This is a genomic window from Streptomyces ruber (assembly GCF_014648075.1).
Classification (GTDB): Bacteria; Actinomycetota; Actinomycetes; order Streptomycetales; family Streptomycetaceae; genus Streptomyces; species Streptomyces ruber.
In genome coordinates this window covers 124,130-149,843 of the sequence record NZ_BMQK01000005.1, presented here as the reverse complement: position 1 = coordinate 149,843, position 25,714 = coordinate 124,130, and the positions used below count along the sequence as shown (strand labels likewise).

Sequence of the window (25,714 nt, the reverse complement as noted above, 5' to 3'; positions counted from 1 at the left end):
TGCGTTCTCCCTGGTCGGCGCCGGTGGGCGGCGCAGAGCCAGGGACACGGGGCGCCGGGGCGTGCCGCCGGGCGCCGGGGGCGCACGGCGGCAGCCGGGTCGCTCACACGGGCGGCCAGGGGATCGCCGGCCACTCACCGCCGGGCTCCGGGTGCCGGCCCGAGGCGAGCAGCGCGTCGACCCGCGCGCGCGTGGCGTCGAGTTCGGCGCCGGTGATCAGCTCCGACAGCGTCGCCGCCAGCGGCCCGCCGTCCGCCAGACCCTCCCGCAGGGTGGCCAGCACCCCGGTCGCCTCCGCCGTGAGCGGCTCGCCCGCCCAGCCCCAGAGCAGGGTGCGCAGCTTGTTCTCGGTGTTGAAGGTCACCCCGTGGTCGATGCCGTACAGCCGGCCCCCGGCGGCGGGCAGCAGGTGGCCGCCCTTGCGGTCGGCGTTGTTGATGACCGCGTCGAGGACGGCGAGGCGCCGCAGCCGCTCGTCGTCGGCGTGCACGAGGAGTGCCGTCCGGCCCTCGCCCACCTCGGCGAACCCGATCGCCTTCCAGCCCTCCCCGGGCTCCTCCCCGTCGACCAGCGCGAGCAGCCCGTCGTCGGGCCCGGGCTCGGGGTCCGGCTCGATCCAGAGCTGGCACATGCCCTCGCCGTACGGTCCGTCGCGCAGCACCGTGGGCGGCACGAGACCCCAGCCGGTGGCCTCGGACACCTCGTAGGCGGCGACCTCACGCCCGGCGAGCGTGCCGTCGGGGAAGTCCCACAGCGGGCGTTCCCCGGCCACCGGCTTGTAGATGCAGGCCGCCTCCCGCTCGCCCTGGACGACCGTGCAGTACAGCGCCGCGTTGGACGCCTCGCGGATCCGTCCGCGCACGGTCAGCTCGCCCTTGGCGAGGAGTTCGGCGGTGGTCCCCGGGCTCGGGGTCATGCTCCGCGGCGGTATCCGTTCTGGCGCGGACATACGTGTCCTTCCGGGTCGAGCGGCAGACTGCACAGCGGGCACGGCGGGCGCCCGGCGTTGACCACGTCGAGGGCGCGCTTGGCGAAGGCCCGGGCCTGGGCGCCGGTGAGCCGGACGCGCAGCATCGGCGGGCCGTTCTCGTCGTCCTGGAGCAGCCGCTCCTCCGCCTCGGCGAGGTCCTCGTCGGTGTCGGCCTCCAGCTCCACGAGGGCCTGCGCCTCGACGATCATGCGCTCTTCCTCGCCGTCCCAGGCCAGCGCCATGGTGCCGACCCGGAACTCCTCCTCCACGGGGGTGTCGAGGGGCGCGGTGTCCGAGACCTCCGCGGGGGCGACGGCCGGGACGGCGGCACTGCCGCCGCTGCGCCGGACCACCTCGTCGAGCAGTTCGTCCATGCGTTCCGCGAGCGCCGCGACCTGGGTCTTCTCCAGGGCCACACTCGTGACGCGGGGTCCCGAGGTGGCCTGCAGGAAGAAGGTACGGCGCCCGGGCAGCCCGACCGTACCGGCCACGAAGCGGTCCGGGGGGTCGTAGAGGAACACCTGACGGGACACGTCCTGTCTCCATTGGAATCGACGTCGGGGCCGGGCCGCTGCCGGCGCTCGAGGAGTTCGGCACCGCCGCGACCGCTTCACCCTACTGCGGTTGACGATCACGGTGCGCCCGCATCGCCCCCGACCGGTGCGTTGGGGCCGGGTGTCTCGTCCCGCGGTGCCAGGGATGTCAGGTCTCCGGTGTCCCCGAGGCGTACGAGGAACGGGCGCAGCCTGGTGTAACGGATCGCCGTGATGGAACACGGTTCCACGGAGATCCTTTGGAAGAGGTCGAGATGAAGCCCGAGAGCGTCCGCCACGAGGGACTTGATGATGTCTCCGTGCGAGCACATCAGGTACACGGCATCGGCGCCGTGGTCCCGTTCCACGCGCGCGTTCCACTCGCGCACCGCCTCCACCGCGCGTGCCTGCATGGCCCGCATCGACTCGCCGCCCGGGAAGGCGGCCGCGGAGGGGTGGGCCTGGACGACCTCCATCAGCGGCTCGTCCGTCAGCTCGGCGAGCTTGCGGCCGGACCAGTCGCCGTAGTGGGCCTCGCCGATCCGGTCCTCGGTGTGCGGGCGCAGTTCCGGGCGGGCGTCGAGGAGCGGCCGGAGGGTCTCCCGGCAGCGCTGCAGGGGACTGGTGACCACCTCGGAGATCGGCAGCGCCGCGAGCCGCCCGGGCAGCGCCGCGGCCTGCGCGGTGCCGCGCTCGTCGAGGGCGACGCCGGGCGTCCACCCGGCGAGCACCCCGGAGGTGTTGGCGGTGGACCGCCCGTGCCGGACAAGGATCAACGTGGGCATGCGGCCCAGCCTAAACGGGTGTCCCGGCTATTCCACGGGGTATTTCACGGCCCGGGACGCCTCCCGGGCCGTACGACGGGGCGCCACGTACCGTTCCGCACGGCGAAGGGACTCGCTCGGTGATCGTCGATTGTGCCGTCTACCGCGAAGGGCGCCGTACGGAGGGACCGGAGGACTTCTCCGAGGCGCTGAGCGCGGCGCGGGCCGCGGGCGGTTTCGTCTGGGTCGGGCTGCACGAGCCGACGGAGAAGGAGTTCGACCACGTCAGCAGCGAGTTCGCGCTGCACCCGCTGGCCGTCGAGGACGCGTTGAAGGCGCACCAGCGGCCCAAGCTGGAGGTGTACGAGGACTCGCTGTTCCTGGTGCTGAAGCCGGTCGTGTACGAGCCTGCCAGCGACTCCGTCTCCTCGGGCGAGGTGATGGTGTTCCTCGGCGACGGTTTCGTGGTGACCGTGCGGCACGGGGAGGGCGCGCCCCTCGCGGCCGTACGGCGCCGTCTGGAGCAGGAGCCCGAACTGCTCGGCAAGGGCCCGACGGCCGTGCTGTACGCGATCGCCGACGCGACGGTGGACCACTACCTGGACGTGGCGACCGAGCTCCAGAACGACCTGGAGGAGCTCGAGGCGGAGGTCTTCTCGCCGGACGACGGCGACTCGCGGCACACCGCGTCCCGGATCTACACCTTCAAGCGGCAGGTCCTGGAGTTCCGGCGGGCCACCGGTCCGCTCGCCCCGCCCATGAGCAGGCTCTCGGGTCCGGGCGGCGCCGCCGGGGCGGTGCCCTTCGTGGACGCCGGCGCCCATCCGTTCTTCCGTGACGTGAACGATCACCTCACGCGGGTCAACGAGTCGGTGGAGGGCCTCGACCGGCTGGTGTCGGACGTGCTGTCGGCCCACCTGGCGCAGATGGGCGTCCGGCAGAACGACGACATGCGGAAGATCTCCTCGTGGGCGGCGATGGCCGCGGTCCCGACGATGCTCGCGGGCGTCTACGGCATGAACTTCGAGCACATGCCGGAGCTGCACTGGACGTGGTCGTACCCGGCGGTGATCGCGGTGATGGCGGTTCTGGAGGTGCTGCTGTACCGGCTGTTCAAGCGGAGAGGGTGGCTGTAGGGCGCACGCGCGCGTGGCGTGCGGTCACGCGAACTCGGGAGCCTCGGGAGCCTCCGGGGAGACCGCGGCCGGCCCGCCCAGGGCGTCGCGGCGCTCCGGCATCCGCAGCGCCACCATGCGCCGCCAGCCGCCGAGCCGTTCGTAGAGATAGACACCGTGGATGCCCGCGGCGAGGACGGCCGCCTTGGCCCCCGGCCAGCGGAGAAGGCGGCCCATGGCGGCCGTCACGGCGAGGCTCACGTCCCGGTGGACGCGGATCTCGGCGAGGGCGCACTCCCGCAGGGTGCGCCGGATCGTCCGGCCGTGGCCCGCGGCGGCGAGGCGCAGCAGTTCCTCGTGGCAGTAGGCGAGGTGGGCGTCCTCGTCCTGGGAGATCATCTTCACCGCGCGGCCGATGTCGGGATGGTCGGCGAAGTGTTTGCGCAGGAGTGCCATCTGCTCGGCGGCGCGTTGTTCGGTGACCCTGCTGTGCGCGAGGTAGACGACGATGTCCCCGACGGTGAGCGGCCGGTCGGACCTGAGCCGGTCGTGGGCGAGACCGATGCCGCCGCGCTCCAGGAGCATCGTGTAGTCGGTGTCGGGCGGGACCTCGACGGGTTCGAGGCCGCGCTTCCTCAGGAGGGCGTCGAAGATGCGCCCGTGCTTGTCCTCGTCGGCGCCGTGCCGCGCGATCCTGGGTGCGAGGGCGCGCTCGATCTCCGGCACGAGGGCCGCGATACGGCCGTTCTCCCAGCCTCCCTGCGCCTCCCCGCCGGCGGCGATGGAGCAGAACAGCCGGAAGGACTCGTCGTGGTCGAGGATCTCCTGGAACAGGCTCTTGGCCGACAGCATGCTGGGCGCCTCTCTGCAGGTCTCCGCAGGGAAGGAGTCAAATGCGGCGGCAGGGGCAGTGCAACACCCGGGTCGGGCGAATCCGTCGAACGACGGACGGGACGGACTCCAGGGGGCGTAACCAACCGGGACGGCGGGGCGTTGTCCCGGTGCCGGCCGTGGCGGGGAAGACCCCCGAGCCCCCACCACGGCCGCGGATACCGCTCAGCGCCGTCCCGCGCGTCCCTCCCCGCCGCCCTACGCGAGCCCGGCCAGCTCCAGCGCCTCGGCGCCGGCCCGCAGCGAGGCGGTCCGCTCCTCGAGCGTGAGGCCCGCGGGGGCCAGCGTGAGCGTGGTGACCCCGGCCTCGGCGTAGGCCGTCATCCGGTCGGCGATCCGCTGCACCGAGCCGAGCAGCGTCGTCTCGTCGATCAGCTGGTGCGGGACGGCCGCCGCCGCGCCGTCCTTGTCCCCGGACAGGTACCTGTCCTGGACGTCGCCGGCCGCCTCCTCGTACCCCATGCGCCGGGCGAGCTGGTTGTAGAAGTTCTGCTTGCGGCTGCCCATGCCGCCGACGTACAGCGCGGTGTACGGCCGGAAGGTGTCGGCGAGCGCGGTGACGTCCTTGTCGTCGCCGACGGCGATCGGCACCGTCGGGCACACGTCGAAGCCGTCCATCGTCAGCCCCGCCCTCTCCCGTCCGGCGCGCAGGTGCCGCACGGCCGTGTCCTCCAGGTGCGCGGCCGAGGGGAAGATCAGCAGCGCGCCGTCGGCGATCTCTCCGGTCTGCTCCAGGTTCTTGGGCCCGATCGCGGCGATGTAGAGCGGGATGTGCTCGCGCTGCGGGTGGACGGTCAGCTTCAGCGGCTTGCCGGGGCCGTCCGGCAGGGGCAGGGTCCAGTGCTCGCCCTGGTGACTGAGGCGCTCACGGGTCATCGCCTTGCGGATGATCCCGACGTACTCGCGGGTCCGCGCCAGCGGCTTGTCGAACTTCACGCCGTACCAGCCCTCGGAGACCTGCGGGCCGGAGACGCCGAGGCCGAGGCGGAACCGGCCGCCGGAGAGCGAGTCGAGCGTGGCGGCGGTCATCGCGGTCATCGCGGGCTGGCGGGCCGGGATCTGGAAGATCGCCGAACCGACGTCGATGCGCTCGGTCTGCGCGGCGACCCAGGCGAGCACGGTGGCCGCGTCGGAGCCGTACGCCTCGGCGGCCCAGCACACCGCGTAGCCCAGCCGGTCGGCCTCCCGGGCGACGGCGAGGTTGTCCGCGTCCATTCCGGCACCCCAGTAGCCGAGGTTGATCCCGAGCTGCATGCCGATCCCCTTACCGATCAGTAACGTCGCTGTCGTCGCAGACACTAGCGCGCGGGCACGTGCCGTGGTGAGAGGGCGGTTCGCCCCGTGCGGACGGGGGCCGGCACCGGCGGTGCGGCCGGTTGTCCACAGGCTCCCCACGTCATGTGTTCAGGCCAGTAATGTCGCGTGCATGGAGCAGAGGCATCTCGGCCGGACCGGCCTGCGTGTGTCCCGGATCGGGCTCGGCACCCTGACCTGGGGACGTGACACGGACGAGCACGACGCGGCGGCCATGCTGAAGGCCTTCTGGGAGGCGGGCGGCACCCTCGTCGACACGGCCGACGTGTACGGCGACGGGGAGGCCGAGTACCTGCTCGGAAAGCTGATGGAGGGCCTGGTGCCGCGCCGGGACCTGGTCGTCTCGACCAAGGCGGGCAGCGTCCCCGACCCCGAGCACCGCTTCGACGGATCCCGTGGCCATCTGCTCTCCGCGCTGGACGCCTCCCTGGCCCGGCTCGGCACGGACCACGTGGACGTGTGGCACATCCACGCCTACGACCCCCGGACCCCGCTGGAGGAGACCCTGCAGGCGCTGGACCTGGCGGTGAGCAGCGGCCGCGCGCGGTACGCGGGCGTGTCCAACTTCTGCGGCTGGCAGCTCGCGAAGGCGGCGACCTGGCAGCTCACGGCGCCGGGCATACGCACCCGCCTGGCCAGCACGCAGATGGAGTACTCGCTGCTCCAGCGCGGCGTGGAGCGGGAGGTGCTGCCCGCCGCGCTGGATCTGGGCGTGGGCCTGCTGCCCTCCTCACCGCTCGGCCGCGGCGTGCTCACCGGCAAGTACCGGCACTCCACGCCCGCCGACTCGCGGGGCGCCTCGGAGCACCTGGCCGCGTTCGTCGCGCCGTACCTCGACGACGCGGCGAACAGCATCGTGGACGCCGTGCGGACGGCGGCGGACGGCCTCGCCACGACCCCGCTGCACGTGGCCCTCGCCTGGGTCCGGGACCGGCCCGGCGTCACCGCCCCGATCGTCGGCGCGCGCACCGCGCAGCAGCTCACGGCGGCACTGTCAGTGGAGAGCCTTACGCTTCCTGACGAGATCTGCCGGGCGCTCGACGACGTGTCGGCGCCCGTGCACCGCTATCCCGATCACGACTGGAGCACGCTGTGACCACGGACCCCGCGACCACGGAGCCGGCCGAGCCCGAGGGCCCGGGCGGCGGGGAAGCCGCCGCGGCCGGGGCGCCGGGGGCGGACACGTCGGACACACCGGAGACCCCGGACACGCCCGACGGCGGGGCGGACGCGGACGACGGCGAGGCGACGGAGGGCCCCGCGGCGGCCGGGGACGGCGCGGCGGCGGTCGATGACGGCACGCCCGAGCCCGGGGACGGCAGCGCGGAGCCCGGAAACGGCAGCGCGGCGGCCGGTGACGGTGCGACGGTGGCCGGTGACGGCACGCCCGAGCCCGGGGACGGCAGCGCGGCGGTCGATGACGGTGCGACGGTGGCCGGTGACGGCACGCCCGAGCCCGGAGACGGCACCGCGGAGCCCGGAGACGGCAGCGCGGCGGCCGGAGACGGCAGCGCGGCGGCCGATGACGGTGCGACGGTGGCCGGTGACGGTGCGGCGGTGGCCGGTGACGGCACGCCCGACGGCACCCCGGGTGACGCGTCCGACCTGTCCGAGGCGCAGGCCGAGCTGGTGGCGCAGCGGGTGGAGCGGGAGCGGATCGAGCGGCGCAAGGCCGAGAAGGCGGCACCGATCGACAGCGGGAGCAGGCTGAGCGGCACGGCCGCCGATCTGCTCGCCGCCGTACGGGCCGTGGAGAGCGGCCGGAAGCCCGTCTCCACCGCGTTCGCCGAGCCGGAGCCCGCGCCGCGCAGGGCCGCGCCCGAACCGGTGCGGCGCCCGCAGCCCGCGGCGCCCCCTCCCGCCGCCGCGGCTCCCGCGCGCGAGACCGTCGACGCCGTCCGCGCCGTACTGGCCCAGGGCGGCGCGCCCGAGTCGCTCGCCACGCCGGTCGCCGCGGCGCTCGGCGACGGCGCGGCCGGGGAACTACGGGCCGATCCCTGGCAGTTGCTGCGCGTCGCCGGGGTGCGGCCCGAGCAGGCGGACGGGTTCGCCCGGGCCCTGCTCGGCGCGGAGTGCGGCCCGGATGACGAGCGGCGGGGCCGGGCGCTCACCGTCCGGCTGCTGGAGCAGGCCGCGCTCGCCGGGCACACGGCGCTGGAGGTCCCGGCCCTCGCCGCGGCCCTCGGCCGGTACGCGGTACCGGATCCGGACGCGGCCGTGCGGAGCACCGTCGCGGAGGGCGAGGCCCTGGTCTTCCAGGACGCCCTCGACCCGACGGCCCCGGCTGCCGCCCCCGCGGAAGCCACACGATCCCCAGAGGACGACACGGAGGCCGCGGCGGACACGGAGGAGGAGCGCCCCGTCCGTGTGCTGATCGGTTCCGAGCGGTACGCCCTCGCCGAGGAGAGCCTCGCCGACGGGCTCGCCCGCGTCATCAACTCCCTGCCGAAGGAGGACCCGGCGGACTGGTCCGCGGCCGCCGCGTCGGCCCCGGGGGCCGCGGCGGACCTGATCCGCGCCGTCGCCGGCCACGGCCTGGTCCTGCACACCGGCGGCGAGGCGTCCCGCGCCGAACCGGCGGCCCTGCTCGCGGCGGCCCACACGCTCGGCCTGCGGGCCTGGGCCGCCGCGCACGGCCCGGACGGCAGGCAGCGGTTCGCACGGCTGCTCGCCGCCGCGGCGGGGGACGGGACGGGCGGGGCGCCCCGCGAGGCACAGGACGCCCTCCCGCCGGTCACCACCGTGGCCGGGCTGCTCTCCGGCGCGCAGGGGCCCGGGCGGGACGCGGACGGGGCGCTGGACCTCGACCTCCTCGTCGTGCTGGACGCCCCGCAGCTCGACGTGGAGACCGCGGCCGTGCTGGCCGAGTCGCTGCCCGACGGCGCCCGGCTCGTGCTGAGCGGCGATCCCGGCGTCCTGTGGTCCGCGGGCCCCGGGCGGGTCTTCGCCGACCTGCTCGCCGCTCGCGTCTGCCCCCAGGTCGCCTCCCGCACGCCCGACCCGGGGCCGCTCGGCGAGCTGGTCTCCGGCATCGGCATCGGCGAACTGAACCAGGTCGGCGCACCCGGCAAGGAGATCGTCATCGTGCCGGTGCGGGACGCCGGCGAGGCCGTGCACCGCACCGTCCAGCTGGTCGTGGACTCGGTGCCGCGGGCGATCGGGGTGCCGGCGGAGCACACCCAGGTGATCACTCCGGGCCACGGCGGCGCGGCCGGCACGCGTGCGCTCAACACCGCGCTCAAGGAGCGGCTGAACCCCGGTCCGGGCCGCTTCGGCGGCTTCGACCCGGGCGACCGGATCGCCTGGTCCCCCGCGCCGGGCCGTACGGTGCCCGGCCGTGTGGTGGGGGCCGACGCCGACGGGCTGCGCCTGGAGTGCGCGGGCGCACCCGTCGTCGTACCGAGGGAGCGCGTGGAGCGGTCCGTACGACACGGGTGGGCGCTGACCGCGCACCAGGCCGTGGGACAGCGGTGGCCGGCCGTGGTCGTGGTGCTGCCCGGGGACGCGGCCCAGGCGCTGACCCGGCCGTGGATCTACACGGCCTTCGGGCGGGCCGAGCGCCATCTGTCCGTGGTCCACGGCGTGGAGCAGGCGCTGCCCCGGGCGGTCGCCGAAGTGCCCGCGGCCCCCCGGACGACGCGTCTGGTCACGCTGCTCAAGACACAGGTGCCGACGGTCGGTTGACCCCCTCGGCCCGGCCACCGGCCATCGAACGCGGGCCGGGACACGGACGGGGCGGTCGCCGCGGTGCGGTGACCGCCCCGTGCCGGCCGTCCGGCCCGCTCAGCGATCGGCGTCCAGCGGCTCCAGGTCCTCGTCGTCGTCCAGTTCCCCGACGTACGCGGGCGCGCGGCGAAGGCCGCTCCCCAGGTCGTCGTCCTCGTCCTCGTCCTCGTCGAAGACGGCACTGGCGTCGAACCGGCAGATCACCCGGTCCTGCTCGGGCTGTTCGAAGGGGGCCTCCAGCCATTCACCGGGTTCGGCGGGCTCGTCCAGGACCGTGACCCAGAGCGTGGAGTCGCCCTCCTCCAGGCCGAACTCCTTGTGCCGTGAGGCGATCTCGTCCGCCTCGAACTCGCCGAACACGATGTCCAGCGCGTGCGCCGTACCGGCGCCGGGGTCCTCGCCGTCCGTCTCGTCCTCGACGGCCTCCACCCGCTGTGCCTGGGCCAGCAGCCGCTGGGGCTCCGCCACCGTGTAGTCGCGGCGGATCAGCACGCTGATGGCCTCGGGTTCCGGTCCGGCGTAGGGCGGCACCGTGCCCGGGATGTCGAAGGGCGTGACCTCGTTGTAACGCTGGAAGAGGAGTTCGTCGTAGGCCTCGGCAGCCGCGGCCAGCTCGTTGAACGCTTCGGTGACGGTCGGGGTGTCCTTCCCCGTCCCCCGCTCGACGGCCGCCAGATGGCGGTCGAGCGCGGTCTTGACCGCCTCGGCGGCGGCGCGTACCTCGGCAGCGGTCGGCTGCGCAGCATCAGACATAGTGCAGACGCTATCCGTACCGGGCCCCAGCCCGCACAATAGATGCGATGCCGGAATACGAATTTGTCGACGTGTACGTGCCGCGCGGGGTCTCCCGCAAGGAAGCGACGCGTCTCCTGACGGACCATGCCGAATACGGTCACTGGGAACTGGACCGCCTGAGCCTGCTGCGTGACGGGAGCCGCAGGGTGCGACTGCGCCGGCGGATCATCCGCCAGCTGCGCGCGACGTGGTGAGGACGGGCGGCCGAGGAACGGACGTGGCGGGCCCCGTGGGTACGGGGCCCGCCACGTCGTGCGCGCGCCCGTCCGTCACATGGCCGCGCGAGCCTTGCGGTAGAGCAGGGCCCCGCCGAGCAGCGTGCCCGCGCTCATCGGGATCACGGGACCGGGCGGCAGTCCCCCACCGGTCCGGGCGAGCTGCGCGGCGCCCCGGGGCCGGGTGACGGCCGGCGCATCCGTGGCGCTCCCCCGGCTGCCGCCCGGGACCACGGCACCGGCGCCGAAGGCCGCGGCGCGCGCTTCCCCGTCGCCGCCGGCACCTCGTGGAACCACGCCGCCCGGATCCTCGGCACCCGGCTCCTCGACGCTCGGCGCCTCGGCGACGGGGTGACCGAGATCACGGAACGGCTCGTGCTCCGGTCCGCCGGCCGCGGCGCCGTGAGGAGTGCCGGTACCACTCGGGGTCCCGGGCCCGCCCGGCCCGCCGCGGCCACCGGCCTGCTCCCGTCCGCCGGTTCCGGAGTCACCGGGAAGTCCGTGTTCATGCTCATCGGTGACCTCGGCGTCACCGGCGGCTGAAGGCCCGATGCCGATCCCGGGGTCCTCGGGGAATGCGCCGTCACCGCTCTCGCCTCCCTCGCCGCCCTCAGCACCGTCACCGGAACTCCCGGGCTCGTCGGACCGGTCCGCCCCCTCGGACCCTCCCGAGCGACCGGCACCGCCCGCGCTCCCCGGAGCCCCGGGGTCCGCCGGCCGCCCGCGATCACCCACCTGGTTCCCACGGCCGTCACCGGGTGAGTTCCCGTGGCCACCGCCCGGAGGTGTCCGACGGTTCCCGTCGAAGCCGTCACCGCACTCGTTGCCGGTGGCGGGGTCGTCGACGGCGACGGCGTTCACGCTGTTGCCGCAGACGTCGACCGGGGCGTCGACCGAGACCCGGACGCTGTTCCCCGAGCCGATCCCGGCTGAGTCGGCGGTCCGCGCCTCCGCTCCCTGTCCGCGCCCGTGGCCGTCCTCGTGTGCGCCGTCGCTCCGTTGCGTGCACCTGTTGCCCGTCGACGGGCTGAACGCACCCACGACACTCACGGTGTTGCCGCAGGCGTCGACGGGGGCGTGCACCGGCACCTGTACGGAGTTGCCCGCGAGCACACCGGGCGAGTGGGAGGCGGAGCCCTGGGCGCCGGAGTCGGCGCTCGCGTGGCCGCCGGTCGCGGCGATGACGCCCGTCGCGGCCGCCACGGTCATCAGGCTCTTGCGGGTGACCTGTCGCATTTCTGCAATTCCTGCTTTCACTGTTCGCTGACCTTCCGGAAAAGCCGGTCGGCCCCGGAGCGCATATCGCGCACTCCGGGGCCGACGGACTCAGACCCTCACGGGACGGGGCACAACGTCAGTTGGCGGAGCAGGTGTTGCCAACTGCGGGGTTCATCCCACCGACCACGTTGATCGTGTTGCCGCAGACGAACACCGGGACCTCGACGGGCACCTGGATGACGTTGCCGGAGACGATCCCCGGGGACTCGACGGCCGTGCCCTGGGCGCCGCCCGTGCTGGCGGCGGCCATGCCCGTACCCGCGAGAACGAGACCGCCCGTGGCAACAGCGACGGCGGCGACCTTCTTGATCATTATTCCTCCTAGTCGACCAACAGGATCCGAATATTCGGATCACATGATTGGCAACGAGGAGAACTGGAAAGGGATACGAGCTTACGGTCGCATTCACTCGGGCAGGTCGATCATCGTACGTGCTGACGAATAGCCCGTCAGGAGGCGTCGATGAAACGGTCGAGCACGCGCACGCCGAACTTCAGGCCGTCCACCGGCACCCGCTCGTCCACGCCGTGGAACATGCCGGCGAAGTCCAGCTCCGGCGGCAGCTGCAGCGGCGCGAAGCCGAAGCAGCGGATGCCGAGGTCGTCGAAGGACTTGGCGTCGGTGCCGCCGGAGAGCATGTACGGCACGGCCCGGGCGATCGGGTCCTCGGCGCGCAGCGAACTCTGCATGGCGTCGACGAGCCGGCCGTCGAAGTCGGTCTCCAGCGCCTTGTCCGCGTGCACGTCCTCCCGCTTGACCCGCGGGCCGAGGATCCGGTCGAGGTCGGCGAGGAACTCCTCCTCGTAGCCCGGCAGGAAGCGGCCGTCGACGTGGGCGGTGGCCTGGCCCGGGATGACGTTGACCTTGTAGCCGGCGCCCAGCATGGTCGGGGCGGCCGAGTTGCGCAGGGTCGTGCCGATCATCTTGGCGATGCCGCCGAGCTTGGCGAGCGTCTCGTCCATGTCGTCCGGGTCGAGCTCGGTGCCGAGCGCGTCGGACAGCTCATCCAGGAAGGCCCGTACCGTCTTGGTGACCCGCACCGGCCAGGTGTGGCGCCCGAGCCGGGCGACGGCGTCGCAGAGCTCGGTGATGGCGTTGTCGGTGTTGGTCATCGAGCCGTGCCCGGCCGTGCCGTCCACGGTGAGCCGCATCCAGTGCATGCCCTTCTCGGCGGTCTCGACGAGGTAGAGCCGCAGCTTCTCGTTGACCGTGAAAGAGAACCCGCCGACCTCGCCGATCGCCTCGGTGACGCCCTCGAAGAGGTCCGGGTGCTTGTCGACCAGGTACTTCGCGCCGTACGTGCCGCCCGCCTCCTCGTCGGCGAGGAAGGCCAGCACGATGTCGCGCGGGGGCTTGCGGCCGCTGCGCAGCCGGTCGCGCACGACCGCCAGGGTCATGGCGTCCATGTCCTTCATGTCGACGGCGCCGCGCCCCCACACGCACCCGTCGGCGATCTCGCCGGAGAAGGGGTGGTGGGTCCAGTCCGAGGCGTTCGCCGGGACGACGTCGGTGTGGCCGTGGATGAGGAGCGCGGGCCGGGACGGGTCCTCGCCCTCGATCCGGGCGACCGTGGAGGCGCGCCCCTGGTGCGACTCGAAGATCTTCGGTTCGAGGCCGACCTCGGCGAGCTTCTCGGCGACGTACTCGGCGGCCTTGCGCTCGCCGGGGCCCGAGTGGTCGCCGTAGTTGCTGGTGTCGATGCGGATGAGGTCGCGGCAGAGGTCGACGACCTCGTCCTCGCCGGTGACGCCCCTGGTCGTGCCCGTCTCGCTCACGGTGCTTCCTCCCGCTGTCGTGCTGGTGGTCCCGTCCATCCTCTCTCCGCTCCCCCGCCCGCCCAAGACGGGGCCCGGCCCGTCACACGCCGTTCACGCGGAACGCGGAGGACGACGGCCGAGCGGCGCCGGGGGGTGATCGGACGCCCTCGAAAGCCTGGTAATGTTTCCTTTGTCGCCGCGAGGGAAACCCCGCACGACAGACACCTTGTCCGGGTGGCGGAATGGCAGACGCGCTAGCTTGAGGTGCTAGTGCCCTTTATCGGGCGTGGGGGTTCAAGTCCCCCCTCGGACACCACGGCGAAGGCCCCGCTTCTCTTCGGAGCGGGGCTTTCGGCATGAGACCGCGGCAGCGCGGGCCGCTCAGGACGCGGGAACCCTCAGCCTGTCCCAGCTGGTCCGCCCGGGGATGCCGTCCGCGTCCCGGCCCGTGTACCCGAGCTTGCGCTGCCAGGCCGCGTACGACGTGCGGTCGGCCTCGGTCCACTCGGGGCCGGGGCCCTCCCGGTACCGGCCGCAGCCCTCGGCCACCAGACGGCGGCCCATGGCGGTGATCACCGGGGATCTGCGGCCCTCGCGGAACCAGCCACTGCCCGGGAACGGCTCGTACGCCGGCTTCGGGGCCTGCCCGCCGCTCCCGCCGTCGGGCCTGCCGCGCAGCCGCGCGCCGATGCGGGTGCGCATGCTCGCCATCGTGAAACCGCGCGGGTCGATCTTGCCGGGCTGCCACTCCAGGTGGCCGATGACGGACCGCTCGTTCCAGCCGTGATGGCGGCAGATCGCGGCGGCGACCTTCTCGATCGCCTCCTTCTGGACCTCGGGCCAGGGGTCCTTGCCGTCGCCGAGGTTGATGCACTCGAAGCCGTAGAAGTGCCGGTTGCCGTCGGTGTCGGCCTCGTTGTCGGGGGGCAGGGCCGTCTCGTTGACCACGGCGCGCAGGACGTCGCTGTCGCCGAGGCCCGCGTGGTTGGCGCGGCCGTTGCCGACGAGGTGGACGTGGCCCTGCTTGTCGATGACGCCGTGGCAGAGGGGGCCCGGCAGGCCGGAGTACCCGTCGTAGCAGAGGTTCACCGAGGCGGTGGTGCCCGAGGTGACGGTGTGGTGGATCATCACACCGTTGACCGGGCCCCAGGGGCCCTTCGCGTTGCGGTTGTGGGTGCGCCAGTTGCGTATCTCGTGCACGGTGAGGCCCTCCGCACGGAGGATCTGCACCATTCTCGAAGCGCTCAGGGGAGTGGCCATCACTTCTCTCCTTCCTTGGCGTGCCCCGCCCGCCGCGCGGCTCGCGACCGGCCGCGGGAGGGGGCGGCCTCCGCCGCCGGGACGTCGTCCGCCGCCGGAGCCACGACCGCCGCCGGGCCGAAGGCGAGCCGCAGGTCGACGATGTCGCCCTCGCCCTTGACCAGGGCCAGCGGGGCGTGGTGGCGGGCGATGCCGGCGGGGGCCCGCAGCAGGGGGCGGCGGGCCGGGTCGGCCGGCCATTCGACGCTTCCGGTGGCGGTGCGGGCGGGCACGATCCAGTGGTCGCCGGTGCGGTAGGCGCCGCCCTCGGCGAAGTACACCTCGACGCCGTCCTCCAGGGGCAGCCACTCCCCCTCCGTGACCGGGACCGCGCCGCCCCGCAGGGCGGTCGTACGGCCCTTGCGCCGCGGGCCCCCGCGGTGGTCCCAACGGCGCAGGAACGGGTGGCGCCGGGGCAGCCGTCCGACGCCCGGCGCGGGCTCGCCGGACAGCCGGACGCGGCGGCCCGGCAGGTCCAGCTCCTCCACCCGGAGCAGCGGCAGCGCCTCCAGGCGGGAGGCGTACGCGGTGTCGGTGAACTCGACGAGGTCGCCGACGTCGAGGCCGAGCCCGGCGTCGGGACCGAGGGAGGCCAGCTCCACCCAGGTCCCGTCCAGCGCGTCGACCGGGAAGACCACGGAGCCGTTCTCGCGGGACCACTTGAACGTGGCGTCCCCCGCCTCGCCGCCCTCGTGCACCTCGACGCGGTAGAGCTGATTCTCCGGGCCGCGGTAGCGGGCGTCGGGGGCGGCCGGGCAGGGGTCCTCGTCGGCGTGGCCGGGCCGTTCGGCGCGGGCGGCCATGCGGGCCGAGGGGGCCGCCTCGCGCTCGGCCCAGCGGGCGAAGGCCTCGCGGACCGCCTCCGCGGACGGATCGGTGTCCCCGATCCCCAGCTCGGCGAGGGACAGCGGCAGCACCTGCCAGACGACCTTGGCGCGGACGGCGGTGTCGGGCATGGCCGCGCCGAGCGCGACCTCGCGCAGCGCCGGGTCCTCGGCCGCGCCGACCGAACGTTCCCACACCCGCAGGCAGACCACGAACGGCGCCTGCGCGGGCGAGGGCAGCCGGTCACCGGCCCGCTCGGGGTCGCGGAAGCCGTCGGGCTGGTCCCAGTAGGTCCAGTGCGCGGGCGGGGCCGCGGACCGCTGCTCCTCCGTGCCGGCGTCCGTGTCCTCGTCGGGCACGGGGGTGCCGGGGGCGGGCCGGTCCGCGTCGCACAGGATGCCGTCGACGTAGTAGCGGCCGCCGTGGATGTTCAGACTGTCGATGTCCTGCTTGCCGCTCACGTACTCGATACGGAACCCCGTGGCGCCGCTCGGCCCGCCGTGCGGTCCGATCAGGTCGGCGGCGAGGGTGCGGGTCTGGTGGAGCTGGATGGCGGTCTGCTCGTTGAGGTCGGCGTCGAGCTGGACGCGGCCCTGCTGGGCGACGACCGCGGAGTAGTGCCGTTCCGGACGGAAGGTGGAACGGGAGAGGTCAGCGTGCATGAAAGGGGTCCCCCTGGTTCGAGAAGGTGCGGGTGGGTCGTACGGCGCGCCGCTCACGTCACGAAGAAGATCCCGGCGTCCGTGCCCGCGGGCGTGTACTCCGCGAGCCGGGCCCGCAGGGCGTCCTCGCGCTGCGGCCGGTACAGGTCGTGGAAGGCACCCATCTCGGCGCCGTCGTCCGCGCCGCGCCGGATCTCCTCGGCGCAGCGGTCGGACAGCAGGCCGTACCAGGGCGTCCCGTACCGCTCGGCGGTGAACAGCGGCCGTACGCGGGCCGCGTCCGCCGGGCCGGCCGGATCCGGCAGGCAGCGGTACCGGCGGGGCGTCCGGGAGCCGGCGGGGACGTACGAGTGGCGCAGGTGGCCGATGCCCCGGCGGGCGACATGGAGCCTGCCGGTGAGGACCGAGTTCTCGGCGATCCGCACGGCATGGGTGTGGATCTCGCCGATCACGGTGGTGCGGTGCAGGTGCAGCACGGCGTGGGCGTGGCGGCAGTCGGGGGCGGACAGGGCCACGCGGTCGTGTCCCGTGGCGTCGAGGACGCTGTCGCTCAGGTGGATGCCGAGGGGGTCCTCCGACACCTCGTCGCCGATGACCTCGATGGTGCCGAGGATGCTGTGCTCGGCCTGGAGGCAGGCGGTGGTGCGTTCCAGGACGATGCTCGGTTCGTCCGGGGAGTGCGGTGCGCACCCGGGTTCCAGGGACCAGCCGGGGACGAGCGTGCTGTGGCGGAGGACGACGGTGCCCATCGGGCCGGTGACGTTGACGCCGCGGCCGGCGACGAGGAGCCCGTCGAGGACGACGCGGGGCCGTTCGTGCGGGGCGCAGTCGTCGGAGATCGCGCGGATGTTGAGGGCGTCGGGGCGGTTGCTGTACCAGTCGAGCAGGCGGATCACGGGCCGGGTGCCCTCGGCGGCCCGCACCTCGAGCCGGTCGCCGGGTTCCAGGTCGAAGTCCAGCTGCTCCTGGAAGGCACCGCTGTGGGTGATCTCGATGATGCCGTCGGGGCCGGTGCGCCCGGCCCGGCGGTCGCTCCGCCAGGCGCGGTAGGCGTCCATGATCTGCCGGTGCGGCTGCCCGGGGCCGACCCGGTGGACGGCGGCGTCCGGGCGGGGCTCGCGGTCGCGCGCGTACTCGCCGCCTCCCATGTCGGCGGCGAACGCGTAGTGGTGGTCGACCCACACCCCCTGACGGGGCGCGGAGCGGGAGCCGAAGGCGATCCGGCCGAGTTCGGGATCGACGGCCACCTGATCCCGCCCGGGACGGTAGCGCCAGCCGGAGAGGTCGGCGACGACGAGGTCGGAGGGCGGTACGGGCCGGTCGGTGCCGTCGCGCCGGATGACGAAACTCCTGCCGGGACCGTAGAAGTCGGCCAGGCGGTCGTGGAGCAGGCGGCGGGTGATGAAACCGGGGACGTTGTCGACGGCTGATACGTGGGTGGGCGAGGGCTCCGGGACCGGCCGGGTGACCAGCGGGCTGTCGTTGCCGAGGAGGGAGAAGGTGTACAGGTTGCGGGCCCGGTCCACGCAGTAGGCCGGGGACGACGTCAGCGGGTACGCCTTCAGCCGCCACACGAAGAGCCCGACGCCGGCCGGGGTCCGGCCGCCCTGTCCGCGGGCGGAGCCGGCTCTGCGGACGCCGGCCGTGCGGGCCGTGGTGTCGAAGGGGCCGCCCGCGAGGGCGAGCGCGGCGCCGTCGCGGAGGTCGGCGAGGCGGCCGCGGCGGGCACGGTCCCCCGCGGCGCCGGTCCCGTACAGCCTGACCGGCTGGGTGTGGGCGACGAGGCGGGACAGTTCGACGGCGCGGGCGGGCCAGGCGGTGACCCGGCCGGCGATCTCCTCCAGCAGGTGGAGGGTGCCCTTGCGGCGGCGGCTCGCGACCGTGGCCGCGACGTCGGCGCGCGGCGCGACGGACTCGTGGCCGGGGAGGGTGCGGTATCCGACGAGGTCGCCGAGGTAGGGCAGCGCCCAGGGGGCCGCGGTCTCCACGAACAGGTCCTCGTAGCCCTGCTCCACGCCGTCACGGACGCGGTCGAGCTGCTCGTTGATCACCGCGAGGAGGGCGCGCAGCGGCTCGCCCTCCTCGGCGTCGCGCTGCCGGTGCCGGCGGGGCAGCAGTGCGGCCAGCGCGTCGGGGTCCCTGGTCATCGCTTGACCTCCGTGAGGATGAGGGTGTCCGCGACGGCCGGTGACAGCAGCGCGAGCCGGGCCGGGCGGATGCCGCGGAAGACGACCACCGACCGGCCCCGGGCCAGGCGCCGGGTGTCGGTGATGTCGGGGTTGAGGCGCAGGAGTCCGTCGAGCGGGACGCCGTACCGGGCGCTGACCGACGACAGGGTCTCGCCGTCCGCCGCGCGGACGGTGTGGGTCCGTTCGTCGTACGCCGCCGGGCGCGCCGGGACGGCCGGCCTCGGCGGGCCGGGCCGGGTGAGCAGTTCGGTGAGCTCCTCGGGCGTGGCGGACGCGGGGATGCCGGTGAAGACGTCGACGTCCACGTGGTCGACGCCGGGCACGGTGTGGGCCGTGGCGAGGACCTCGGAGAGGCGGGCCGGCTGTCCCAGTTCGCGGCCCGCGAAGCCGAGCCGGGCCAGCAGTGCCCGGCGCAGGCGTGGCTCGACGGTCTCCCAGGCGTGGCCGGGGGCCGTGCCGACCTTCGCGGCGACGAGCAGCAGGACCAGTTCGCGAACGTCCACGCGGACGGGCAGGCCCGGGTCGCCGTACTCGGTGAGGGCGGCGCGCAGGGCGCGGAGCGGCTCGGAGTCGTCCGCGAGCGGCGCGTCGTCCGCGCCCGCGACCGTCACGTGCAGCACGCGCCGCCGTCCGTCGAAGAGTTCGCGTGCGGCGGCCCGGCCGATGCCGGCGCGGGAGCGGGCGAAGTCCTCGTAGTCGGCCGGGGAGACGAGACGGTCGAGGGCGGACACGGCGAGCGGGACGGTACGGCGGGTCAGGGCGGGCCCGTCCGCGTCGGCGCCGCCCGTGGCCGGACGGGGGTTGGTGACCGCCGTGACACCGAGCGGCCGGGTGAGGGGCTGGGTGATGCGGTCGGCCGGCACGTTCGCGGCCCCGCCGGTGCCGAAGCGGTAGCGGGCCCGGACGTTGTCGTGGCCGGTGGGCAGCCGGGCGCCGTGCACGCCGTCCCCGAACGTCACCGTCGTACGGCCGTCCGCGGTGGTGCCGGTGACGTAGACGCGCTCGCGGGGCCCGCGCCCGGCGAGGCTGTCCGCCTCGTGCCAGAGGACGCCGTCGACGCGGATCTCCAGCACGGGCGCTGCGCCGAGGGGGCCCGGGTCCGCGAGCCAGGTGAGCGGGGACTGCCAGAGCGCGAACGTCTGGTTCGTCCGCCCGGAGTCGCCGCTGCCGACGGCCTCCTCGCGGGACTCCCCGTGGGTGGCCTCGACGACGTTGCCGAGGACGCGGACGGTGTCGCGGCGGTAGCGGTGGGCGAGGCCGGCGGTGAGGGTGAGCACGGTGTGGACGTGGTCGCCGGGGAGCCCGGGATCGACCACGGGGTCGGCGGCGGCGACCGTCACTACCTCGGTGGCCGTGACGCCCGCCGTGCCGGGGAGGTCGCTGCGCTCGCCGGTGACGACGAGGGTGCGGCCGGGTTCGAGTCCCTCGTACAGCTCGGCGAGTTCGATCTCGTTGCCGTGCACGTCCTCGCCGAGCGGTTCGTCCGCCGGGCGCAGCGGTTCGCCCGCCGCGTGCACGGTGGTGTCGCGGATGTGCGAGAGGAGCACGTCGGACTCGTCCAGCCAGGGGTCGGCGAGGGTGAGTTCGGTGCCGCGGCCGGTGATGCCGTACTGGGCGTACGCGGCGGTGCGCGCGGCGACGACGCGGGTGGTGACGAAGGCGAGCGCGGGGTCGCCGGGTACGCCGTTCTCCGCGCCCTTGGCGGGGCGCCGGATCGCGACCCAGCTGCCGACGGTGATGCCGCTGTGCACGGTGTCGAGCCGGAGCACGCGGCGGGCCGCGGGTTCCGGTCTGCTCGCGACGACGGCCTCGACGTTCGGTTCGGTGCTGCCGACGGTGTAGCGGAGGCTGATCTCGTACGCCCCGTGCGTGAACTGTTCGGCGGGGGCGCCGGGGCGCAGGGTGCGCTCCTCGGTGCCGTCGGTGCCGCCGTCGCCGCTGTCGCCGCCGGTGCCGACGGTCACGCGGACCCGGCCGTCGTCGCCGGGGTGCGAGACGGTGAGGGTGCGCGCGGGCAGGCCCTCGGTCAGCTCGGCCCTGACGACGGCGTCCGGCTCCTGCTCGCGCGAGGTCAGCCGCACCTCGCCCGCGCCGAGCGGAAAGGTCACCGGCTGGGCGACGGGCAGGTTCTCGGACCGCTGGTCGGAGCCGCTGCCCTCGACGTACTGGAACTCCGCCCGCACCGGGACCTTGCCCGCCGTGTCGTACACGACGCGCATGCTGACCAGGGAGGCGCCCGCGAGCGGCCAGCCCGCGGTGCGGACGACCCGGCCGCGCTCGTCCTGGACCGGCTTGAGGGGGGCCGTGGCGCCGAAGGGGGCCGCGGTGACGCGCATCGCGAGCAGTTCGCGCAGGAGTTGGGGGGTGTCGGGGGTGTCGGGGGTGCCGGGGGCTACGACGGTCGTGCGCCAGGCCTGGTGGAGGCCGCCGAGGGCGGGGTTCAGGGCGGGGAGGAGGCGGGCGGGGTCCGGGCCCCCCGGGCGGGAGGTGACCGTGGGGACGGGGGTGCGCAGGGCCGGGACGAGGGTGGTGAGGGTGCGGAGGGCGGTGGTGCGGGGGTCGGATGGCACAGCGGTGTGTGCGGTCACCGGGTCGGGCTGTACGGGCTGCGCGGGTGCCAGGTCCAGTGCGCGGTCGGCGAGTTCCGCGAGTACGGCCTCCAGCCGCGCGAACCACGCCGCCACGTCCTCGTACGGCGCGGCCAGCACCTGCGCCTCGCCGAGGCGGGCCACGGGCTCCGCCAGGCGGGCGGCGAGCCGTTCGGGCGTCGTCACCTCCTCCAGGTCCGCCCGCAGCGGGGCGAGCACCTGGTCGTCGAAGTCCCCGATCAGCCGGCTGACCGGACGCGGGTTGGGGACGTCGGGGGTGGGCGGTTCCTCGCCGGGCTCGCCCGGGGCCGTGGGGGCGGCGGTCCAGCGCCGTACCTCCTCGACGAGTTCGCCCAGCGTCGGCGGGGCCGAGGGAGGCAGGGAGACGACGGTGACCGCGTCGTCGCGGTCGACGTGGACGGATCGGACGGGCAGCAGTTTCCGCTCGCCGCCCGCGCGTTCCCCGAACACGAGGAGGAGCTGGTCCCCGGTGCGGAGGGAGGTGGCGGTGCCCTCGACGAAGAGGGCGGAGCGGCGCTCCAGGTCCTCCGGGGTGATGAGGGAGGGGCGGCGGCGCCGTACCTTCAGCTCGTTCAAGTCCCAGCGGGCCGTGAGGTCGCGGCCGGTCTCGAAGGTCAGGGTCTCCTCGTCGGCGGAGGCGGGCACGCTGTGGCTGCGCGCCCCGCGCGGGATCAGCACGGGGACGGCCCCGGCGCGCGGGTCTCGTTCGAGGGTGTACGCGAGGTGGGTGGACGCGGCCACGCCGGGGCGCGGACGGTGGCCGACGAGCCGGCCGAGCAGGACCAGCGAGCGGTGCTCGTCGGCGGTCCGCAGGTACGCCTCGTCGGCGATCCGCTCGGAGTGGAAGGTCAGCAGGTCACCGAGGACGGCGGCGGCGTCGAGCAGGCCGATCGCCGGGTCGTCGGGGGTACGGACCGTGAGTCCGTCGAGCGCGGGGTACGCGGGGGAGGCGAGCCGGTCCAGGAGGGCGGCGAGGAAGGAGCCGTACTCGCCGACGCGGTGGTCCAGGGCGGTGCGGCCCGGAGGGTTGTGCGGCGGGGCGGGGGCGAGGCGCTCGTCGTGGCCGGCGCGCCCGCAGGCGCCGCCGCACCCGCACCCGCCGCCGTCATCGTCGTGGAAGCCGCCGGTCGCGGTCATCGGGCACCTCCCAGGTCCAGGGATATCGACAGCCGGCCGTTCTCCGGCCGGTCGGGGTCGTTGTCGCAGGTGGCGATCTCCAGCGGGCCCAGCCGCAGCAGGCCGTCCGCCAGCTCTCCCCGGTCCGGCTCGAACAGCCGCCGCAGCCGGGTCACCCGGACGTCGTCCACGCCCGGGACCGCCGCGGCGACGGCGACCAGACGGCTGAGCCGGACCGGTTCGCCGAAGGTCAGCGCGTCCGGGTGGAAGGCGCCGAGCCGTCCGCCGGGCAGCCGGCCGGTGCCGAGGGCGCGGTACAGGTCGGCCAGGATCTGCCCGTGCCGATGGCCGGGCCGGGCGCATACGGTCAGCGCGATGTCGAGCGGTACGAGCCGGGCGGGCCCGACGACGAGGTCGTGGCCGATGCGGCGGTACGCCTCCAGCGACTGGGCGACGGTGGCGAGCAGTTCGCCGGACGGGGTGCCGGTGCCGTGGGCGTCGATCGCGACGTGCGCCTCCTGGAGGCTGCCGGTCCAGCGGATCTCGGCGGCGGCCCGCTGCACGCCGGGCAGTGCGGAGGCGAGGGCGGCGTAGTCGTCGGCGGTGACGGCGCGCAGGCGGGTGCGGCGCGCTTCGAGCGGGGCGAGCCGGCGGACCTGCTCGACGGGTTCGGGTTCGGTGCCGCCGGTGGCGGGGAGCGGGTTGCGGACGGCGGTGACGGGTGGGATCTCGCGGTCGTAGTGATGCTTGTGGTCGTAGTGATGCTTGTGGTCGTCGTGATGCTTGTGGCCGTCGTGATGCTTGTGGTCGCCGGGGAGGCGCACGACGAGGTGGGTGATGGCCTCGGCGCCGACGTTGCCCGCGGTGCCCCCGCCGAGCCGGTAACGGGCGGTCAGCCGGGTGCCGGGAGCGGGCCTCGCACCGTTGCGGCCGTCGCCGAAGCGCAGGGCGAGGCGGCCGTCGTCCTCCAGTTCGCCCACGAAGTGGCGGTCGCGGGGGCCGCTGGCGAGGAGGTCGCGGCGCGGCTCCCAGATCTCCTCGTCGTGAGGCGTGTCACGGAGGAGGCGCACGGCGGGCAGGGCGCGGCGCGGGTCCTGGGTGAGCGCGCCGGTCGCGGAGCCGCGGAGCACCGGATCGCCGGGGTGCAGCCCGGCCGCGTACGCCGGACCCCAGCTCTGCTCGATCTCCCAGACGACGTTCTCGTCGAGGACCGTGCCCGCACGGGCCCGCGCGGCGAGGATCTCGATGCGGCGCAGCTTGGCGGCGAGCAGGTGGTCGGTGCGGTGCAGCAGTTCGCGGAGGGCACGCACGGGGTGGCGGCGGAGTTCTGTGCGGTCGAGGACCTTCAGGCCGTAGACGACGGCGAGTTCGGCGATCTCGTCGCCGCCGAGCCCGTCGCGGTCGCGGGCGCTGCGCCACAGCTCGACGAGCCGCTGCCGTACCCGCCCCGGGATGGCGGCGATGCGCTCGGCCTGCCCGGCGGAGACGGTCCGCGGGTCGGGGAACGGTACGGCCTGGGTGACCGGTGCGTGGCCGAGGACGGGCCGGAAGCGGGGCCTGATCCCCGGGTGGGCGGACTGGGCGAGCAGCGTCCGGAGGGCTGTGGCCTGGGCGGGCGCCGTACCGGGGACGACATGGTCGTGCTGCCGCTGCCCGGCGCCGAGACCGAGGCCGGCGCGGGTGGTGGCGGGCTCGCCCACGACGTCGTGGAGGTCGCGGATGTCGTCGGCGGTGAGGGGAACGCCTCGCTCGGCCTTGTCGGTGAGGGAGGTGATGAGCCGGGCGGGCGCGCTGGCCCGTCCCCCGCCGCCGAACCCGTCCGGGCAGCCGCAGGCGGACGGGCCGCAGGGGGCGAGGACAGCGGGTACGGGTGGCACGGTGACGGTCTCGCGGAGACCGTGGAGGGTGCGCCCGTGGTCGACGAGGACGACGTTGCCGCGGGCGAGGGTGACGTCCTCGACGGGCAGGCAGTCGGGTCCGCCGCGGGTGGTGAGGCGGAGCGGGAAGCGGAGGGCGTCCTCGGCGGCCCAGGTGACCTCCAGCACCGGCTGGTCCTCGATGCGGTCGACGCCGGGGGTGACGGAGGTGAGCCGGACGGCCTGGCGGTGGGCGGGGTCGGCGTCGCCGGGGGTTCCGGTGCGCGCTCCCTTGACCTCCTCCAGGAGGAGTAAGTCCCCCGGCTCCAGTTCGAGTCGCCGCTCCCGGCAGGTCTCGGGGTCCCGCCACTCGTCGCGCAGGGTGGCCGAGGTGGCGCCCCTGGGTAACGCGCGGACCTCGCCGCCCCAGGTCCACAGGCGGATCGCGTTGTGGGCGACGCGCAGCTCCAGCGGATCGGCGGCGACGACCGGTTCGAACACTTCGACCGCCGCGCCGCGCTCGTCGAGGTCCGCGAGCTCGTCGTCGCCGATGACGGTGCCGGGCCGTTCGTGGTCGTGCCGGTTGAGGTCACGGACGTCGACGGAGGCGAAGCGGTAGGTGCCCGGGGCGAGCGTGTGATCGTCGGCGGTCTCGACGGTGACGTACGCGCGGGCCGCGCAGCCGTCGTGCATCGGGTAGTCGACGAGGCGGACGTGCCGGCGTACGGAGACCCGGCGGCGCGCGGTGTCGAGGTAGGCCTCGGTGGCCACGGCGTCCTGCTGGTAACCGATCCGGTCGCCGGCGTACGCGAGCAGTTCGACGAGCGTCACGCCGAGGTCGGCGGGGCTGCGCTCGACCCAGTCGGGGGTGGTGAGGGCGAGCCGGTCCAGGAGCAGCTTGCGGACGCTGTCGTAGTCGCGGGCCGTGTAGTCGATGACGGGGGTGTCGGGGAAGTCCGGCCGCGCCTGCTCCGCGTGGTCGTCCCTGTGGTGGTCGAAGGGTGTCGGACGGTCGGGGTGGAAGCCGAAGTGGGCGCGGTGGTAGCGCTGGTCGAAGCCGCGGTACGGCTCGGTGCCGGGCCGTCCGTACGGGTCGGCCTCCACGAGGGAGAGCAGGTAGCGGGAGGTGTCGCCGGCCCTGTCGAGGGTGACGTACAGCCGGTCGTCGAGCTCCGGGTCCTCCTCGCGCTCGACGCTGACGTCGACCGCGGTGATGCCGGTGACGCGCCGGCCGCCGTCGATGCGCACGTTCTCCGGGCCGAGGCCGCGCGGGGCCTTGCCGAGGAAGGTGACGGTGAGGAGCAGCCCGTCGTCGCTCACCTCGACGGCGTCCACGCCGTTGAGGCGGGCGGCTCTGACCTTGGCGCGCCGGGACGTGGCGGTGGTGCGGCTGGTCATGCGGCGGCCCTCCCTTCGAAGTCGTCCTCGCGCCGGGTCCCGGTGGCGCGGACGGTGTACGAGAGCCGGACGCGGACGACGTGGTCCTCGCCGGCCACGTCGAGGTCCTCCACGTCGATGAGGTCGCCGAGCCACCGCTGGAGGGCCGCCTGCACGGAGAGCTCGACGGTGCTGAGCAGCTCGGGGCTGCCTGCGGCGAAGACGAGATCGAGGAGGCCGCAGCCGAAGTCCGGCCGCATGACGCGCTCGCCGGGGCTGGTGAACAGCAGTTGCTCGATCAGGTCGCGGATGTGCTCGTCGGGGCGGGCGTGGGCGGTGCGGCCGCGGGGGTCGGGGTGGAAGGGGAAGGCGATGTCGGTGCGGGGGCGGGTGCCGGCGCTGGTACGGGTGCGTGGGTTCAT

General features: G+C 74.6%; 19 protein-coding genes and 1 tRNA gene. 5 read left to right on the top strand and 15 right to left on the bottom strand.

Translation table 11 applies throughout. From position 1 onward, the window contains the following. Positions 1-103: 103 nt before the first annotated feature. The 3 genes from IEZ04_RS14620 to IEZ04_RS14610 all read right to left on the bottom strand — a co-directional run bounded on the left by IEZ04_RS14620 (position 104) and on the right by IEZ04_RS14610 (position 2,288). Entirely contained in the window at positions 104-949 is an 846-nt protein-coding gene (locus IEZ04_RS14620) for an SCO1664 family protein (RefSeq protein ID WP_189217275.1), read from the bottom strand. Further along, a complete protein-coding gene (locus IEZ04_RS14615; protein WP_189217274.1) occupies positions 913-1,503 on the bottom strand; it encodes a DUF3090 domain-containing protein in 591 nt (196 codons plus the stop codon). Before IEZ04_RS14615 ends, IEZ04_RS14620 begins: the two co-directional genes overlap by 37 nt. Positions 1,504-1,601: 98 nt before the next feature. Beyond that, positions 1,602-2,288 carry a histidine phosphatase family protein gene (locus IEZ04_RS14610; RefSeq protein ID WP_189217273.1) on the bottom strand — a complete coding sequence of 229 codons (687 nt, stop codon included), beginning with the start codon at positions 2,286-2,288 and terminating at the stop codon, positions 1,602-1,604. A 119-nt stretch (positions 2,289-2,407) separates the two neighbouring features. Here IEZ04_RS14610 and corA point away from each other — a divergent pair, with 119 nt between their 5' ends. Beyond that, positions 2,408-3,403 (top strand): magnesium/cobalt transporter CorA, encoded by a 996-nt coding sequence (corA, locus tag IEZ04_RS14605; protein WP_189217272.1) that lies wholly within the window; start codon positions 2,408-2,410, stop codon positions 3,401-3,403. Between the two features lie 24 nt (positions 3,404-3,427). Here corA and IEZ04_RS14600 read toward each other — a convergent pair whose 3' ends face one another. Beyond that, positions 3,428-4,234 carry a ferritin-like domain-containing protein gene (locus IEZ04_RS14600; RefSeq protein ID WP_189217271.1) on the bottom strand — a complete coding sequence of 269 codons (807 nt, stop codon included), beginning with the start codon at positions 4,232-4,234 and terminating at the stop codon, positions 3,428-3,430. Between the two features lie 237 nt (positions 4,235-4,471). After that, entirely contained in the window at positions 4,472-5,527 is a 1,056-nt protein-coding gene (locus IEZ04_RS14595; protein WP_189217270.1) for an LLM class F420-dependent oxidoreductase, read from the bottom strand. A 172-nt stretch (positions 5,528-5,699) separates the two neighbouring features. Between IEZ04_RS14595 and IEZ04_RS14590 the strand changes: the two genes are divergently transcribed. Beyond that, positions 5,700-6,683, top strand: coding sequence for an aldo/keto reductase (locus IEZ04_RS14590; protein ID WP_189217269.1), 984 nt, complete (start codon positions 5,700-5,702; stop codon positions 6,681-6,683). Continuing rightward, positions 6,680-9,271 (top strand): helix-hairpin-helix domain-containing protein, encoded by a 2,592-nt coding sequence (locus IEZ04_RS14585; protein ID WP_373296313.1) that lies wholly within the window; start codon positions 6,680-6,682, stop codon positions 9,269-9,271. Before IEZ04_RS14590 ends, IEZ04_RS14585 begins: the two co-directional genes overlap by 4 nt. Before the next feature lie 99 nt (positions 9,272-9,370). Here IEZ04_RS14585 and IEZ04_RS14580 read toward each other — a convergent pair whose 3' ends face one another. Further along, positions 9,371-10,066, bottom strand: coding sequence for a hypothetical protein (locus tag IEZ04_RS14580; protein WP_189217268.1), 696 nt, complete (start codon positions 10,064-10,066; stop codon positions 9,371-9,373). A 47-nt stretch (positions 10,067-10,113) separates the two neighbouring features. Here IEZ04_RS14580 and IEZ04_RS14575 point away from each other — a divergent pair, with 47 nt between their 5' ends. Continuing rightward, entirely contained in the window at positions 10,114-10,302 is a 189-nt protein-coding gene (locus tag IEZ04_RS14575; RefSeq protein ID WP_189217267.1) for a DUF5703 family protein, read from the top strand. Between the two features lie 75 nt (positions 10,303-10,377). Here IEZ04_RS14575 and IEZ04_RS14570 read toward each other — a convergent pair whose 3' ends face one another. The 3 genes from IEZ04_RS14570 to IEZ04_RS14560 form a co-directional block, all read right to left on the bottom strand. Then, positions 10,378-11,559 carry a chaplin gene (locus IEZ04_RS14570; protein ID WP_189217266.1) on the bottom strand — a complete coding sequence of 394 codons (1,182 nt, stop codon included), beginning with the start codon at positions 11,557-11,559 and terminating at the stop codon, positions 10,378-10,380. 118 nt (positions 11,560-11,677) lie between these two features. Next, positions 11,678-11,914: a chaplin gene (locus IEZ04_RS14565; RefSeq protein ID WP_189217265.1), complete on the bottom strand. Its 237-nt coding sequence runs from the start codon at positions 11,912-11,914 to the stop codon at positions 11,678-11,680. A 137-nt stretch (positions 11,915-12,051) separates the two neighbouring features. Then, complete coding sequence (locus tag IEZ04_RS14560) at positions 12,052-13,377, bottom strand: M20/M25/M40 family metallo-hydrolase (protein ID WP_189217264.1); 1,326 nt, start codon at positions 13,375-13,377, stop codon at positions 12,052-12,054. Between the two features lie 210 nt (positions 13,378-13,587). Here IEZ04_RS14560 and IEZ04_RS14555 point away from each other — a divergent pair. Next, positions 13,588-13,675: transfer RNA gene (locus IEZ04_RS14555), tRNA-Leu, on the top strand. 65 nt (positions 13,676-13,740) lie between these two features. Here the strand turns inward: IEZ04_RS14555 and IEZ04_RS14550 are convergent. Genes IEZ04_RS14550 through IEZ04_RS14525 form a run of 6 tightly spaced genes read right to left on the bottom strand, consistent with a single transcriptional unit; the run spans position 13,741 to position 25,714 of the window. Then, the gene (locus tag IEZ04_RS14550; RefSeq protein ID WP_189217263.1) at positions 13,741-14,619 is read right to left on the bottom strand and encodes a peptidoglycan-binding protein; all 879 of its coding nucleotides are present in this window, start codon (positions 14,617-14,619) and stop codon (positions 13,741-13,743) included. Continuing rightward, a complete protein-coding gene (locus IEZ04_RS14545; RefSeq protein ID WP_189217262.1) occupies positions 14,619-16,145 on the bottom strand; it encodes a DUF6519 domain-containing protein in 1,527 nt (508 codons plus the stop codon). Before IEZ04_RS14545 ends, IEZ04_RS14550 begins: the two co-directional genes overlap by 1 nt. Before the next feature lie 53 nt (positions 16,146-16,198). Beyond that, positions 16,199-18,292 (bottom strand): hypothetical protein, encoded by a 2,094-nt coding sequence (locus tag IEZ04_RS14540; RefSeq protein ID WP_189217261.1) that lies wholly within the window; start codon positions 18,290-18,292, stop codon positions 16,199-16,201. Continuing rightward, complete coding sequence (locus IEZ04_RS14535; RefSeq protein WP_189217260.1) at positions 18,289-22,080, bottom strand: putative baseplate assembly protein; 3,792 nt, start codon at positions 22,078-22,080, stop codon at positions 18,289-18,291. The genes IEZ04_RS14540 and IEZ04_RS14535 overlap by 4 nt, the downstream gene beginning before the upstream one ends. Beyond that, positions 22,077-25,313: a baseplate J/gp47 family protein gene (locus IEZ04_RS14530; protein ID WP_189217259.1), complete on the bottom strand. Its 3,237-nt coding sequence runs from the start codon at positions 25,311-25,313 to the stop codon at positions 22,077-22,079. The genes IEZ04_RS14535 and IEZ04_RS14530 overlap by 4 nt, the downstream gene beginning before the upstream one ends. After that, positions 25,310-25,714, bottom strand: coding sequence for a GPW/gp25 family protein (locus IEZ04_RS14525; protein WP_189217258.1), 405 nt, complete (start codon positions 25,712-25,714; stop codon positions 25,310-25,312). The genes IEZ04_RS14530 and IEZ04_RS14525 overlap by 4 nt, the downstream gene beginning before the upstream one ends.